This window comes from Wolbachia endosymbiont (group B) of Hofmannophila pseudospretella, from assembly GCF_964028515.1.
Lineage (GTDB): Bacteria > Pseudomonadota > Alphaproteobacteria > Rickettsiales > Anaplasmataceae > Wolbachia.
The window spans coordinates 1416550-1431674 of record NZ_OZ034788.1 but is presented as its reverse complement, the minus strand read 5'-3'; the positions used below and the strand labels follow the sequence as shown (position 1 = coordinate 1431674).

Sequence of the window (15125 nt, the reverse complement as noted above, 5' to 3'; positions counted from 1 at the left end):
TATATTCAAAATCTTTTTTATATTTGAAATTTAGTATTAGATAATTCTTGTAATGAGTTTGTAATCTCTTCGGTTAGCGTCTTATGAATCTTTTCAGTGTCGCTCAGTGAGGCAAGCAGTGCTGAAACTCTATTTGGAATATTAAGCAAATTATTACGGACAACTCTTGCTACATTAAATGCATCGCGCTTTACTTCCTCTACTGCTACAAGTTCACCAATCTCAGCCTTAGCTTTCGCCTCAAGCAATTTGCCACGTTCCATCTCATTTTTTATTCGCGTTTTAAGCAACATTGTGGAAAGGTTACTTGTATTTTCGTTTTCTGGATTTTTCCTCCTCAGTGGCTGACTTAGATCTCTTATTGCTGCTACCGCTTCATTTGCTTGTTCTCTATTGATCAAACCATCCTCCAACTCAACTATTCCTTTTTTTACTAAATAACAGACGTATTGCTTTGATACTCCGATCTCTCTTGCCCATTCCGTCTGCGTGATTTTTTCCACTCTTTTCCTCCTCTCTTTTTGCTCCTTTTTACGAATTTTCTTCTTGAATTTCTGCAAAAGTTTTACCAGTACCAGAAAGAATTGCCTCCCTACCTGTGTATATTTGCCAACGTTTTATGGTGACATCTACAAATTTTGAATCTAGTTCTATTGTTCTGCAAATTCTTCCTGTTCTCTCACATGCAATCAGTGTACTTCCAGAGCCGCTAAATGGATCAAGTACGATATCTCCAGGTCTGCTGCTATTAACTATTGCTTTCTCCATTAGCTCTACTGGCTTCATCGTTGGATGTAGTGTATTATGTGTTGGCTTATCATAAAACCACAGATCACTTTGATTTCTACCTCCATGCCACTCACGTTTATTGCCGCTTTTCCATCCATAAAGCATTGCTTCGTATTGTCTTTGATAATCTGATCTTCCTAGCGTAAAGTGATTCTTCGCCCAAATGATAAAAGTTGACCATTTTCCTCCCGCTTCCTCAAATGCTTTTTGCAACGTTGAAAACTCTGATGATGATATGCAAATGTAAATTGCACCTTTCGTATATGCTAAAATATGGGAACAGATGTCGTAGAGAAAAAGCTCATACTTTTCACCTTGATTATCATTTAATATTTTTTTATCTTCTCTTTCTTGACTGCTACCATAATCAACGTTATATGGAGGATCACAAATAGTAATGTCTGCCATTTTATCGCCCAGTACTGCTTTAAATGATTCAACTACAGAGCTATCACCACAATAGATTCTATGATCACCTAAAATCCAAAGATCACCTGGTTTTGTTACCTTTTTGTCATCAACAGCTAAGTCAGAAAGATCTTCTTTTTCACTATCTAAATCATCAAGGAAATGTTGAACTTTTTCTAATTCAAATCCAGTCATTTTAAGATCAAACTGTAAATCTTCTAACTCTTGAATTTCTACTTTTAAAAGCTCATCATCCCACTTTGCCCAATTAGCTGATTGATTTGCCAGTAATCGAAAAGCTTTGGTTTGTGGTTCATTTAAATTATCACTTAAAACAACTGGAATACTCTCCATACCAAGTTTTCTTGCTGCTTTAAGTCTTAAATGACCATCAACCACAGTTCCATCGCTTTTTGCAACTATTGGTATACGAAAACCGAATTCCCTGATTGAAGCACACATTCTATTTACTACGTCATCATTCTTACGTGGATTACGCTCATATTCAACTAGGTTTTCAACAGGATAGTAGTGGATTGCTAAATTCATATCTTAATAATTAAAAAGTTAATATTCAAAATATATCTGACGCTAAAGAAGGCCTGGGGTCAAACCCACCAAACCCGCCAGTATGGCCGAAAGGACCCACTTTTATGGATTTTTCGTCTTATTAATATCTTTACTAATATAGAACATTAATGCCAAAGCATCGGCCTCATTATCATCTCTAGGTGAAAAACTTTTTTCACGTATCGCTTCAATAACTTCACTCTTACTTGCATTGCCTTTGCCTGCTATAAAGCGTTTTATAGTTTTAACATTAACACCTTGGTAGGGAATATTGTTCTCTTCACACCAAGCAGACAGAACTGCGAGAAAACCGCCATAGCAATGCGCTGCATCTGTTCCTAGATGTCTTCTTACTTCTTCAAAATAAACCGCAGCGAACTTATGCTCCAAAGAGTTAAGCCAATTACGAAAATTCAAGAAGCACATGCCACCTCCGCTAAAACGACTACCATGAAAGCCTTTGCTTCCACTTTCAATTATTCCATCTGTTAGAATTGCCCAGCCCGTTTGCTTGCCAAGGTCCAGTGTTAGGATTGACATTTATATTCAGAATTTGTTTCGCTAGAGTGCTATATAATATATATTCAGGATTTGAAAAATTTTTGTCCAAAAAATCTTCTTCTTAAGCAAACTTTTTAGAAAAAACTTGGTTAAAAATCAGTAAACAGCCCTTGCATAATTATTGGTCAAGGCTTTCAGATTTCTATCTTAACTATTTAAATAGTCTATTATGCTGTGGTTAGTTTCTTATGAACATTTATCCAAATCGTAAATTTTGGGAAGATGATTTAGAAGTCCCTGTTAACCATTTGCTTGATCGTTTTCACAATACAAAAATACGTCAGTCTTGGATAGATTCACTTTCTGGTAAGCAATTAAATATTATTTTTCAAAACTCCTTTAAAGATAAATTAAATGCTCAACTCTTTGATGACGAAAGTTACGATAATACATCTGTACAATACAAACGTAAAGTGATTGCTAATTATTCCGATTCTCTCGTTACTTACTACTTGATTACCTGTTTTGACCGTGCAAAACTAGAAGTTACTGTCAGTGAAATTGCAAGATCTGCATTAACTACGGAACTCATGAAATCCTACCTTGTAAAAAATAATAATAAATATGATAAGAAGTCTTTGCTGTTTCTACTGTTTCATGCAGATTACAATCTTTTAAAGTCTGTCTATCACTTTGAAAAAATACAAAGAAAGAGTTTCATGTCTTTTGCCTTACAAAAAATACCAAGACGACCAAGTACTCCATTTAAGGACTTTATCTCAGAGGAAATCATACAACAAATACTGAAAGAAGATAACATTAAGAGAAATGACAGTTTCGAGAATCAACTACAAGGTTTCTTCTATCATCAGAATCGTTTATATGTGTTAATACGAAAAGCTAGCGATATAGATTTGTTGTTAAATTCAAACAAAGTTATTCATGGCCATAAGGCAGAGTGGATGATTTTGGATTTTCTACTAAATGGCACTCAGGTAGATCTTGGTGCTAGAAATATCGATCAAGCTATAGAAATAGCAAATAGCATTGCAAGTTGTTACTTTGGCTGCGAATGTATTTTTGTAGATGTGCAGGATAAAAACTTTGCGGAACAGGTGCATAAATTTATAGAAACTTGTATTAATGAATCTGATTCAAATATTCGTGTTTTTGAGTTAAAGTTTCAGTCAAATCGTTTCAATTACAGCTATACTAATATCACTTTGACTGTTGCTCCATATGATCCTATTGCACCGGAATTGCATGTTTTAAAGCCATTTGTAGGAGACATAGTGCCATTGATAGAGTCGATTAAAGTAATATTTCAAGGCAAAAAGATAGGCTTATTTTTCAAGCGAAGTGATGAGTATATAGCAATTTACTACTCTGAACATCCTCTGAATAAAAGGGAAAGAGAGGATTTTAAAGCATACATAAAACAATTTTATGGTCTTACAATCTTGCCAAGAGCAAATCTCTGATCTTCTTAATTCTGGCAGCTCTTGGGTTAATCCAAATCAAAATTACATCAAAGCAGCAAGGTATTTGTCAGATCTTGAATTAATTAAGATGCAAGAGAGGTCTTACATTATCTGCTCTCGTAGACAAGATAAATTAGATTGGCCAAATATAGTTGATCCATACTGTAACAATGAGATTTTCATTGATGAGGACTTTAACGAAGCATGCGATAATATAATTTGTGAAAATTGTAACCGTGATATTTTACCTAATACCTACAAGAAGCAAAGATTTCACCGCTTATCTGCATATTTAAACCCAGAGAAATTTATGAATTGGTTTGAAGGTCAGCTAAGTGATACAAATTTTATGTGGCAAAAAGTGGAAAGTGGAGTTTATCATGTTGGTGGACAAGGTAAGATTGTAAGTTTAATCATACTTGATTTTTGCACCAATCCAACATTCTTAACGATAGATAAGCTTAAAGCTAATCCAACTGTATTAATAATACTAAGAAAAAATCCATCAAACATACCTCTTGATTTGCCCACAGTAAAAATGGTTGACCTTTTCTTTCAGCATAAGACTTTAATTGAAGTATTCCAAGAAGCAGCACAAAGAGGAGTACTAGAGTTCATACCAAATACTTCAATGCAAATCTTATACCAATTCCCACTATATAAAGAACAGATAGACAATAATGGGAAAGAAGTGATACTAAAGTAGATAAAATAGAGAGGTATAAATGGCATTAAGGTCAAAACTATTAGACGAAAAAGTTGTAAATTTGGCGAAAGAAATGTTAAAAAAGGTCAGAAATAACGCATATGTTTCAAAAAAGTTACAAGCGGTGATAGCAGGAAAAGAAAGTAGTATAAGCGCTGTGGCAAGAATATGTAAAATTTCAAGGACTGCTTTGACTGAATGGATAAAGCATCTAAAATTTGGTAGAGTAGAAAGATTATTTTCCCCGTCTCAGCGGCGAAGAAAAAGCAAATTAAACAAAAATCAACGTGAGCAAATTGAAATATGGGTAGAAAGAAATCCAAATATTACTATTAAGGAAGTGCAAATAAAAATCTCAGAGGAATTTGGCCTAAACATTAGCAAATCAACAGTGCACCGTGAGATACAAAGGATGAAGTTTTCTTACATAACACCGAGGCCAATTCACCATAAACAAGATAAAAACAAGCAAGAAGAGTTTAAAAAATACTTCAATAAAATAGTCAATTCCCACCCTGAAAAGGAGGTATTTTTTTGATGAATCACGATTTGGAACTCATTCAAAAATCGGACACGGATGGTTTAAAAAAGGGGTCAGAACACAGGTTAAAATGAAAATTGGTAGACAAAATTTCTATATCTACAGTGCGGTAAATCCAAGAAGTGGTAAGAAAATTAGCCTACTTGCTCCATATGTAAACACTGATTGTATGAATATATTTCTGGAGCAGATGTCGAAAGATTTAGGCACGAAAGAAGCCTTTCTTGTAATGGATTGTGCAAGTTGGCATAGATCAAAAAGTTTGAAAATTCAGGAAAACATTACCATCATATACTTGCCTCCTTATTCACCGGAACTGAATCCTGTTGAAAGGTTGTGGCAATATATCAAATACAATACTTTACGCAATAGTATCTACGATACCATAGGTTTACTTGAAGATGTTTTGTGTAATTTTATTGTCAATATTTCCAGTACTACTATTAAACGAGTTTGTAATGTTTCTTATTTGTTCGGTCAGTAATGGATTTTGGTATTACATACTGCACTTAATCTAATTGAACCTCCTAAAGAGAAGGAATTACTAAAGTTGCAATTGATAGAGGGCTCACTTTACGTAAACAATATAGAGATTCTAAATAAGAAAGCTGTAGCATGTATGAAAGTTTTGCGCGTATTATTTGAACAATTTTTGAATGATTGTAAAAAAGAATTACCTCCTGAAAAACACATGTTGCTTCGCATAACTGAAATAGAAAAGCGCCTAAATCTTGATCCAGAAGCAGATCCAGAACATCACATCAGAAAACCACTAAACACAATCCAAAGAACAATAAAAACCACCTTAGCTAAAAAATTAGGACTAAACATCGAACGTAATGATGTGATTCAAACAGTTGGTTGGCCTGGATCATCGCGTAGAGATTATGGTTACCGTATTAACCCTTTTACTGTGGTAGTTCGTTAACTGTGTTGACGAGAAGTAAAAGTAGTATATTTTACCCTAAAGTCACATCTAGCTTTAAAATACAGTTTTTGTCTTATTTAAAGAAATTTGAAAATATAAATTCTCAATTACGCAACTCACCAAAAACCTATCTCGTTTCTTTTGCTTTCTTCAATCTTTTCTACTCTGTTCGTTTGCCGACTTTTGTGTTTGAAGCACATCTACACTCAATGCCCTTCTATAATATATATACCGGATTTCTTGCTACTTTTTCCGGGATTTTCTGAAAAAAAGTTAAAATAATTTGAATGTAGCTCAGAAATTAAAGAGCTTTAAGAATCCGCTAAACGGAACTCCTAGACATCTTACTATTTGAGTTGTTTCCATTTTGGAAATAACTGTTTACTGGAGCTGAGAAGAGTTCAAATGGATTTTTGATAAAACATATATCCCCCTCTATCTAGCTCATTAATAAGTTATAATAGCTCTCTAAAGACGTTTTAAAGAATTTGGTTGCAGTAAAGACAATTAATTGGTTAAATTCCTTAAACTTCATTAATGGTTTGTTTGTAAGTTATAGGAGATAGATAATGGATGAGAATAAGATTGTATTTTATACTACCCCAGGTGGAAATATAGAAATTGAAGTTTTATGCAGAGATGAAAATCTTTGGCTTACGCAAAAAAGGATGGCTGAATTATTTGATGTGCAACTGCCGGCTATTAGTAAGCATATAAAGAACATATTTGAATCTGGTGAATTACAAGAAAAAGAAGTTGTTTCCACTTTTGAGGTAACTGCTGCAGATGGTAAAAATTACCCGACGCAATTTTATAATGTAGATACAATCATAGCTGTTGGTTATCGAGTTAATTCTAAAAAGGCTACATCTTTCAGAGTATGGGCTACAAAAGTTTTGAGGGATTTTATCATCAAAGGATTTGCATTGAATAGTGAACGGCTAAAAAACGGCCCAAAGTTTGGCAAAGATTACTTCAATGAATTACTTGAAAAAATCAGGGAAATACGAGCATCCGAACGTAGATTTTACCAGAAGATTACAGATATTTATGCTGAATGCTCTGCAGATTATGATCCACATTCGGATATAACAAGACAATTTTACGCAAAAGTACAAAATAAATTATATTGGGCAATTTATGGTTTAACTGCAGCAGAGTTGATATGTTCTCGAGTTGATCACGAAAAGCCACATATGGGGCTAACTACATGGAAAGATGGTTCTGGCAACAAAATTCATAAGAGTGATGTGAGTACTGCAAAAAACTATTTGACTGAAAAAGAGTTGAGTGAACTAAATCATATTGTTTCGATGTATCTAGATTATGCGGAACTTCAAGCAAGAAAGCATCGGCTAATGAAAATGCAGAATTGGGTTGAAAAGTTGGATGCATTTCTATTGTTCAATGATTATGAAGTGCTTAAAGATGCTGGTAAAGTTAGTGCTGAAGTTGCAAAAGCTCTAGCTGAAGGAGAATACGAAAAGTATAGAGTTATACAAGATAAATTACATGAATCTGACTTTGATGAATTAATTAAAGCAAGTAAAGAAAGTGAGAAAATAACTACAACAAAAACCAGCTTGTAGTTGAGCTATCTATGTTTGACATCTTGCTTTTATTTTAATTTCAAGGGGGGTGACCCACCCTTTAGAAAGCCCTATCTGCCAATAAATAGTGAAAACATGAATCTTTGTCTTCATTATACGCGATAAAATTGGAGACGTAAATAAATAAATTTAGATCTTTGTCTCCATTTTGAACTATTAAGCGGGTTAAGAGTTCTGTAGCTTCTGTTTCTTCTTCTATGGCAGTAACTTTTTTCCTTTAGCTTCATCTACAATTTGCTGATTTCATTACTGAGAGTTTTGCAATCAATTGCTCAGAGGTTTGCAATAAAAGTTGTTGTATTCTCATATAGTCTCCATTAAACCCTTATACTCACCACAAGTCGTTCAATCTTTTTTGAAGAATTTTCTTTGCAAAGTGTAAAAAATGTGTTAAACCTACTAGTAAGTTTATTTTGCAATAGTTGGGTTACTAAAGATGCCTTTTATTCGAGTTTTTAGGGGAGCTACACGCGTTAATTAAAAAAAGACGAACTTTTATATCTAAATTACAAATAGTGTTGTAAGGACCTCCTAAAGCGTTTTAAAAGGTAGGAGTATTTTGTTACCCTCTCTATGATAGAAGTGACATAAGTTGGCTGTTGCAAAAATAACGTTTCAAAAAGTCTACTAACCATTTGTTCTTTAAGTTTGAAAAATTTTCTTTGCAACCAACAAAAAAACATGATAGACTAGTTTTAGGGTTTCTTGTAGTAAATAAAAGTTTGGGGTAAAAAATAATTTAGAAGTGCCTCGTAATCGAGTTTTAAGCTACCCTACATGAGTAACTTAGGTCTTGGTGGTATAATTGTACCCTTGGGTCATAGAGTCTTTTTAAAACGCTATTATAAATTGTTTTGTCTTTCACTTTTAGGTCCTTCATCTTTTTTTTCAAGTTGTTCAAAATGCAATAGTAGGTTTTTCGTATTTTTGTCTCTGTGTTGTATTTCTATTAGTGACTACTTTTCCAAACTTCTTTCTTTTTGCTCAAAAGTTACTATGAACCATTACTATAGTTATTGTATTTTATATTAGTTTATTATTATATCATTTATTATTATTTATATATATATAATATATAAGATTCTCGGAAAGTGGAAATCAGCCAATGTAGCGGGTTTGAGTATTACCAAATTAGCTAAATTTTTTGGAAATGGAAACGTAATATTTCTTATATTAGATGGCTAAAAATCAACGAATTTCAATGGTTTAAGTGTGAATATACTCTAATTTCCAAATCTTGATAAATTTTCCGGAAATCATGGAAATTTGGTCGTGTGGAATTCATTTTTTGTTCTTAAAACCTTACTTTCAGAGAGACAAAATGAACCCACAAAACTTTCATAAGTGAGCTTTAAGTATTTTTTAGAAGTTACCTATTTCAAACCTTCCTGCACCTAGCTTAAACTTACCTTCTCCTCTGGCAAAAGAACCAGTTTTGATATCAAGCCATTTATCCTCTTTTGAGTTTGTAGCCATACCTTTTACTATTTTTCTTTCGTTTAATAGTTCCTGTGCTAAACGTTCAAGTCTATGCCTACTAACACTATGAAATGCAGCTGGTAATCTATGCCGTTGTTGAAACACTCCTGGTCCACCTGTATGAGTAAACGGATGACCTTCTTCTGCTGACACTGCAATAGCTTGCATCAGTATCTTTTTTAAGTATTCATCAGATAATTTTCCAAGCTTAAATTCCTCAGATATATCCTCAAGCAAGCCAGTTGAGGAACGTAAGTAAGTTCTTATATTCCTATCTGTTGCACCATTAGACTTAACTATAGCTCCTTGGTATACTGCATTATTAACTTTACTAACCTTTAATGTATTAAACACAGTATTCTGATGCTCTTTTGAAGCAGGCCATAATGCAAAAGAACACCTCACACCATCAACAAGTGCAGTTGTACCTCTTATCGCATCTCTTGCCTGTTCCACAGTCGTAATCGGTTCACTGCACTTGGGTTTTCTCATATGATGTGCTACAATTACAGCTGCTCCTGTTTCATTTGCTAAGTTTGCAAGTAACCCCATTGCGTAATATCCCATTTCTGGATCTGAGTTTATATTAGCATGGACAAATGATACTAGTGGATCAAATACTATTAGTTTTAGATCTTTTACTTTATCTAATTGTCTACAGATGTCTTCAAATTTATCTGAAGTTTCAGGACATTTACCACGCATGTTGCTTTTCACTATAGAAAAGGGCTCTCCCGTATTTGGAATAGGTATAATAAATAATCGATTTTGATATTCTGCTCTCTTGCTACCAGGATCAAGACGATCAAGACGACGGTGTATCTCACCTGCATCATCTTCTGCTGAAAAAATCACCACTGATCCATGCTCTGTAACAAGGGAACCAAAACCACATATCTGATCTGCATCACTTGCAACCTTAAGTGCCAAGTCAAGGAGTAGCATACCTTTACCTGTATCTCCCATAGCAGCTACTATTGAGGTAACACCTAAAGGAAATAAACCTTCAACAAGAAACCTTTGTATTGGTACTGAACCTAAATAACGACTCACACTCCAGTCTAAAATGTTAAGCGGCTGTTTTGTAGATCTTTCTAAACTTTTCATATTTGAAGTATTTGGAATGTCAGTAGATGGGGTATCAATAGTAAGTAAAGGAGTTGAAGCTAAAAATTCTTCAATGCTTATACCCTCCTTTACACAATCAGCGGCATCCCATTTCTCAGGCTTATCTTGAGGAATTTCAAGCACAGCAAGTGATGCAACTCCAAGATCTAACAGCTTTTTTGCAGCATTTTCAGCATATCGTTTGCCTGGTTCATCATTATCTGGCCAAATAATAACATGTTTACCTTTAAGTGGAGTCCAATCTGTCTTCTCAATAGGTGCATTTGCTCCTGACATTGCTGTTGTTGCAGTTATTCCTTTCTCTATCAGCGCTTCTGCACATTTTTCTCCTTCAACCAGAATAACTTTATCGGACTTTAAGATACCTGAAATATTATAGAGTGGCCTTATCTTCGGTGCACCAAAGTCAGATTTTTTAATATCAAAAGGAAGATATCGCTTTCCATTATTATCATCATAACGATAGACTCTAACAATAGCTTGGCCGTTTTCATCGTAATAATCCCAATATGCAGTTGGACTACTTGAATTCTTGAAATGACCAAGCCACTCAGCTATAGAAGCCATTACTTCAGGAAACTCTATTCTTGTACTTTTTCTATTTACTCCCGCCCAAAGGTCGATAATGTCACCACCTTCTCCTGTTGCAAAATCATGCCATAGGCCAGCTTCACTGCCACTTAATTCTACTACTAGACTCTTTCCTTTATCACCTTGTACATTGCCTACATAAAACTTATCACCACGAAAAATCCCTCTTGGCAATAGATAAGAAAGGCATGATCTGATATTTAACAGAAGCTGAGCTTTAAGCTGTTCTTTTTCTATTAACGATGCATTTTTTCGTGAAGCTGCAGTATTAAAATTGCAATAGATATCCATAAAATCCTCTGAATATATTTTCAATTTAAAACTAAGCGGTAGCTATAACTTTAGAAGTCTTCCAACATCCATTAACTTTGCGAATGTATTTTGTCATAGGCTTGCTATTTCTAAGTTCATACACCACTTTCAGAGTATTTGTACGTTCGTTTGGTTTAAATATAACGATGCCAGATGTATAAACACTTCTCAAAATGTTTGAGCCGCTTAAAGCTTGAAATGGATTTTTCTCCAATACAGTCGAAGACACTTTTTTGGTACAATGTGTGAGCACTATCCCGGCCATAGGATTAGTTATTGAACGTAATTTCTCCATGTCACTTCTTACAAAAGAGATTATCTCCCTATAATCGAGAAAAGAATCAATAACAATAAGATCTACCGTTTTTGCATCAAGTTTCTCTGTTATTATTGCTCTTACCTCTTCAGAATTTAAAGTTAATGGCATTTTATTGGTAATAAATAAATTTTCTTTCCAAAGATTTTGATCAATTTTAAGCTGAAGTAAGCGTTCTTTCATATCACCATATTCCATCTCGTTTTGCAGATAAAATATTTTTAATGGTCTTGGAGGCTTCATGTTGAGAAACGGCACTCCTGATGCCATATGTGCTAATAAAGAAAGAAGAAAATTACTTTTTCCTATTTTTGGAGTTCCACCTATCACCAAAAGACCGCCTGGAGTTAAAATTCTTGGACCTATTATATCTTTTGGCATTGGTGATTTATCATTTAAGTAATGCCTTGCTGAAAACGATGTAACTTTATGTTCTGTTGTGTTTTCTTTAGTATTTAACCACTTCTTAGCGGAATTTATATCACCTTTAACTAAAGTCCAAAGATCAATAATGTCACCACTAGTCCCTTTGGTAAAATTACGCCAATTCCCAGCTTTTTTACCCACTATTTTAACTGTAATCGTATCCCCGTCACAGTTGCCAACATAAGTCCTCTCTCGATAAAAATTACCGTTTGGAATTAGGTAAGGTACACACTCCTTAATATTATCAATCAATAATCCTTTTATTTCCTTTCTCTGCATAAAACCCCCATACATACTTTTCATACGTTTAGAGCTGAGATTAGCTAGCTCACAAACAGTTTCAAAAGACTCTGAATCAAACCATTTAATTGCTTCTTTCTTTAGCTCTAGATTTTTTCCTGCTGCATCTTTGATAGCTCTCTCAATTACAGCAATCCAGAGCTTCTCTTCGTCGTACTTCAAAATGGCAACCAATCAACTTCAGATTGTTCTGGAGTAATAACCGTAGCAATCTTGTTCTTTTCTCCATACCGATCAGCTTCAATACCAACTTTTGCAGTAAACTCTAACCCGTTAAAATCAGCTATAGAGTTGATTTTTCTAGCAATAACTGCTTTCTCTGAAGTGTCATGTGCATGAATATTTCGTGCTGACTCCAAAATACTTCTAAGCATGGAACGACCAGATTCTCCCCAAGTATCTTCTCCTTCAACTCTTGCTTTGCCACTTTTAATACCAATTACTTGAAAAATCTTACGTTTTGCATATTGACCTTCAGTGACGGTAAATTCAGCGTTTAAATAGATGCTGCCGGTAGCATAGCTTTTAGTGAACCAATTTTCATAACCTCCTGGTTTAATTGCCATTTTTACCTTAACTATTGTACCTTTTGGTATTAAATTACTTTGTAATTTTGCAGTATTAAAATCAGTTAAAAAATCTGATAACATATTGTCTCCTACAAATTAAGTGAAAAAAAGAATCAGTTACTCCATTGGTCTACAACCTTCCAGCGACCATTTATCTTATTGACAAGCTTGCTTGCCACACGTTCACCATTTCGCAACTCAAATACTATTTGACGGACAGTGCTTTCCTCATCATGAGCAAACATCACCATGCCAGTGCTATAAAATCCACGTAAAGATCCAGCACCACTTAGGCCTTGAAATGGATCTTCTTCTAACATTTTTTTGGATAGTTTTTTTGTATGGTGAGTGAGTATTATACCCGAATCTGGATTGATAACATTTCTCAGTCTTTCAAGTGTTTTTTGCAAGAAGAATAACATAGCGCTATTGTCGTTTTCATTGCCATATTCACTTGAGTTAAAAATGTTACGAAGAGGATCGATTGCAATAATATCAGGTTTAAAACGCTCTTTAATAACATTTTTAATTTCATCTATTTCTTCACTGCTGAAAGATAATTGTACTCTTGGTGTAATGATTAAGTTATTGGCAGCTATATTCAAAAGTTCGTTATCCAGTTGAAGTTGTTGCAAACGTTCTTTCATATATTCATATTCAATTTCAGTTTGCAGATAGAAAATTTTCATAGGTTTGCTTGGAGTCATACCCAAAAATGAAACTCCAGCAGCCATGTGGACAAGCCATGAAATTAGAAAATCGCTTTTGCCAATTTTAGGTGGGCCACCTAGTACCAATAGACCTCTTTTTGTTAAAATCCTTGGTGAGATTATATCTTCTGGTATCGGTGCTTTGTCGTTTAAATACTCTTTTACGCTGAAAAAGGGAATTTTTTGACCGATATTGAAAAAGCTTTGTTCCATAATAACTATTCTCCAATTTTTAATTAAGCAATAGGCGCAAAAGTTTTGGCTTTAATTTTCGCAAGTAATTTACCCAGATGCGGTTCTTCAACCATATCAAGGCAGCCACTTCGATCTTTAGCAGGGTATCCCCAAGTATTAATAGTCTGACAGACAAATGAACGTTTCTCCGTGCCATCATCTTTCTTGATTCCAACCATACTGATTACTTCGTCAACTATCCCTGGAATCTCACTAGCAGTTTTAGCCCCTTCACATTGAGGTAGCCATGTTGAACGATTACAGTCATCGAGATATTGACCTAGTGTGCCAACTATGATGATGTCTTTATCTCTGATGTGTTGAAACTGATTGAGCCATGCCATCATCTCTTGAGCAAGCAACCCATAAGCAGCTCTTTTATCTTCTTTTCCTGATCTATCGGAAAAAGCTTCAGGTTGCATCCTTGCCCATAATAGACATAAACGTGAAGCAACGGTTATACTATCCACAAAGATGCATCGGTATTTAGACACTTCAGAAAGAAGATCTTTGTGCTTGCTACAGACATGCTCATAGTGTTTCTGACTATACGCCTGATCAGATTTTAGTGCAGGGTTCGGACCACCAATTAGGCAAGCAATATCACGAGCTTGACTCCAAGTACGAACACTAATTGAATCTCCCTGCCAATCTTGAACAGCAAGCAGACCTGCTTCAAAGTCAAGACATAGTGTTGGTTCACTTATAGTCTTTAAGAGACTGGTTTTACCAATACCGTAAGGACCAAAAATTACTACTTTTATGCCTGTAGTTGTTTTCAATCTTTCATTATTGTTTAAAATTTTAAAAGTCATTTATTCACCTCAATGGTATATGTTATATATTCAGGAAAGGTAGAATTTATGTTCAATTTTTCTTTTTGCCCTTGTAGTAGATGGAAGAGAGTTTTATACGTATTTTTCTTACCATAGTATTTAAAGTAGTTCTTGATATGTTGTTCATCTTAGCAACTTCATATAAGTTAAAGTACTTGAGTTGTTCGCATATCCTCTGCATCTTTCTTGGTAGCGTTGAAATCATGTAATCTACATCAGTACGTTTTGCTACTTCATCTTCAAAAGCTTCTGTTTTCTCAATATTGATGTAGTTATTAATATTGCGTTTTATACATAGTTGTTTCTCCAATAAGTTATTGGCACGACGTTCAGTTAATCTTGCTACAAAAGTGTTAAAGCTACCTTTGCTTTCATCATATCTATCAAGATAAGTCCAAATTTCACAGAAAAGTTCTTGCTCAAGATCTTCATGAGTTTCATGAGCAAAGCATTCAAAAAGTTTTAATCTCTTAGCTTGATACCGTATATTTTGAACAACTATGGCAGTTTTTAGTTTCATAACTTTTCCCTAAAACAATTAATGCTTTAAGGATGAGAACTTATAGGTGCACTTTGTAGGACAGGAGCAAAAATAAATAATACAGATGCAATTTTTAACCTATTGATATTCTATTGTTTTTTTTTCGAGAATAATACAGTTCGATTTTTAAATAATACTGCAACAAAAAA

The 15125-nt window shown here is 34.3% G+C and carries 14 protein-coding genes; 5 read left to right on the top strand and 9 right to left on the bottom strand.

What is annotated here, in order from left to right:
• Nucleotides 1–17: 17 nt before the first annotated feature.
• From ABWU24_RS06915 to ABWU24_RS06905, 3 genes are all read right to left on the bottom strand, one after another.
• Nucleotides 18–503 carry a hypothetical protein gene (locus ABWU24_RS06915; RefSeq protein ID WP_341810096.1) on the bottom strand — a complete coding sequence of 162 codons (486 nt, stop codon included), beginning with the start codon at nucleotides 501–503 and terminating at the stop codon, nucleotides 18–20.
• Between the two features lie 28 nt (nucleotides 504–531).
• Complete coding sequence (locus tag ABWU24_RS06910) at nucleotides 532–1746, bottom strand: DNA modification methylase (protein WP_353274681.1); 1215 nt, start codon at nucleotides 1744–1746, stop codon at nucleotides 532–534.
• A 102-nt stretch (nucleotides 1747–1848) separates the two neighbouring features.
• A complete protein-coding gene (locus ABWU24_RS06905; RefSeq protein WP_341810117.1) occupies nucleotides 1849–2307 on the bottom strand; it encodes a Holliday junction resolvase in 459 nt (152 codons plus the stop codon).
• 209 nt (nucleotides 2308–2516) lie between these two features.
• Here ABWU24_RS06905 and ABWU24_RS06900 point away from each other — a divergent pair, with 209 nt between their 5' ends.
• The 5 genes from ABWU24_RS06900 (at nucleotide 2517) to ABWU24_RS06880 (ending at nucleotide 7513) form a co-directional block, all read left to right on the top strand.
• A complete protein-coding gene (locus tag ABWU24_RS06900; protein ID WP_230609158.1) occupies nucleotides 2517–3749 on the top strand; it encodes a hypothetical protein in 1233 nt (410 codons plus the stop codon).
• Nucleotides 3715–4455 carry a hypothetical protein gene (locus ABWU24_RS06895; RefSeq protein ID WP_353274679.1) on the top strand — a complete coding sequence of 247 codons (741 nt, stop codon included), beginning with the start codon at nucleotides 3715–3717 and terminating at the stop codon, nucleotides 4453–4455. Before ABWU24_RS06900 ends, ABWU24_RS06895 begins: the two co-directional genes overlap by 35 nt.
• A 19-nt stretch (nucleotides 4456–4474) precedes the next feature.
• Nucleotides 4475–5480, top strand: a protein-coding gene (locus ABWU24_RS06890; RefSeq protein ID WP_353274215.1) for an IS630 family transposase whose coding sequence is annotated in 2 segments (ribosomal slippage) — nucleotides 4475–4984 and nucleotides 4986–5480 — 1005 coding nt in all. Because the reading frame shifts where the segments join, the coding sequence is not laid out codon by codon here.
• 6 nt (nucleotides 5481–5486) lie between these two features.
• Nucleotides 5487–5924 (top strand): hypothetical protein, encoded by a 438-nt coding sequence (locus tag ABWU24_RS06885; RefSeq protein ID WP_353274677.1) that lies wholly within the window; start codon nucleotides 5487–5489, stop codon nucleotides 5922–5924.
• A gap of 569 nt (nucleotides 5925–6493) precedes the next feature.
• On the top strand, nucleotides 6494–7513 hold the full coding sequence (locus tag ABWU24_RS06880; protein ID WP_138265019.1) for a virulence RhuM family protein: 1020 nt from the start codon (nucleotides 6494–6496) through the stop codon (nucleotides 7511–7513).
• A gap of 1383 nt (nucleotides 7514–8896) precedes the next feature.
• Here the strand turns inward: ABWU24_RS06880 and ABWU24_RS06875 are convergent.
• Genes ABWU24_RS06875 through ABWU24_RS06850 form a run of 6 tightly spaced genes read right to left on the bottom strand, consistent with a single transcriptional unit; the run spans nucleotide 8897 to nucleotide 14955 of the window.
• A complete protein-coding gene (locus ABWU24_RS06875) occupies nucleotides 8897–11023 on the bottom strand; it encodes an AAA family ATPase (protein ID WP_353274675.1) in 2127 nt (708 codons plus the stop codon).
• Nucleotides 11024–11054: 31 nt separating this feature from the next.
• The gene (locus ABWU24_RS06870) at nucleotides 11055–12260 is read right to left on the bottom strand and encodes an AAA family ATPase (protein ID WP_265024095.1); all 1206 of its coding nucleotides are present in this window, start codon (nucleotides 12258–12260) and stop codon (nucleotides 11055–11057) included.
• Nucleotides 12245–12736 carry a hypothetical protein gene (locus ABWU24_RS06865; protein ID WP_264707826.1) on the bottom strand — a complete coding sequence of 164 codons (492 nt, stop codon included), beginning with the start codon at nucleotides 12734–12736 and terminating at the stop codon, nucleotides 12245–12247. The genes ABWU24_RS06870 and ABWU24_RS06865 overlap by 16 nt, the downstream gene beginning before the upstream one ends.
• 32 nt (nucleotides 12737–12768) lie before the next feature.
• A complete protein-coding gene (locus tag ABWU24_RS06860) occupies nucleotides 12769–13578 on the bottom strand; it encodes a helicase RepA family protein (protein ID WP_264707824.1) in 810 nt (269 codons plus the stop codon).
• A gap of 23 nt (nucleotides 13579–13601) precedes the next feature.
• On the bottom strand, nucleotides 13602–14414 hold the full coding sequence (locus tag ABWU24_RS06855) for an ATP-binding protein (protein ID WP_353274673.1): 813 nt from the start codon (nucleotides 14412–14414) through the stop codon (nucleotides 13602–13604).
• Nucleotides 14415–14466: 52 nt separating this feature from the next.
• Nucleotides 14467–14955 (bottom strand): sigma-70 family RNA polymerase sigma factor, encoded by a 489-nt coding sequence (locus ABWU24_RS06850; RefSeq protein ID WP_264724058.1) that lies wholly within the window; start codon nucleotides 14953–14955, stop codon nucleotides 14467–14469.
• Nucleotides 14956–15125: the final 170 nt, after the last annotated feature.

Coding starts and splice junctions, on each gene's coding strand:
- ABWU24_RS06910 (WP_353274681.1), bottom strand. CDS start 1,746: ATGAATTTAGCAATCCACTACTATCCTGTTGAAAACCTAGTTGAATAT.
- ABWU24_RS06905 (WP_341810117.1), bottom strand. CDS start 2,307: ATGTCAATCCTAACACTGGACCTTGGCAAGCAAACGGGCTGGGCAATT.
- ABWU24_RS06900 (WP_230609158.1), top strand. CDS start 2,517: ATGAACATTTATCCAAATCGTAAATTTTGGGAAGATGATTTAGAAGTC.
- ABWU24_RS06895 (WP_353274679.1), top strand. CDS start 3,715: ATGGTCTTACAATCTTGCCAAGAGCAAATCTCTGATCTTCTTAATTCT.
- ABWU24_RS06880 (WP_138265019.1), top strand. CDS start 6,494: ATGGATGAGAATAAGATTGTATTTTATACTACCCCAGGTGGAAATATA.
- ABWU24_RS06875 (WP_353274675.1), bottom strand. CDS start 11,023: ATGGATATCTATTGCAATTTTAATACTGCAGCTTCACGAAAAAATGCA.
- ABWU24_RS06865 (WP_264707826.1), bottom strand. CDS start 12,736: ATGTTATCAGATTTTTTAACTGATTTTAATACTGCAAAATTACAAAGT.
- ABWU24_RS06860 (WP_264707824.1), bottom strand. CDS start 13,578: ATGGAACAAAGCTTTTTCAATATCGGTCAAAAAATTCCCTTTTTCAGC.
- ABWU24_RS06855 (WP_353274673.1), bottom strand. CDS start 14,414: ATGACTTTTAAAATTTTAAACAATAATGAAAGATTGAAAACAACTACA.
- ABWU24_RS06850 (WP_264724058.1), bottom strand. CDS start 14,955: ATGAAACTAAAAACTGCCATAGTTGTTCAAAATATACGGTATCAAGCT.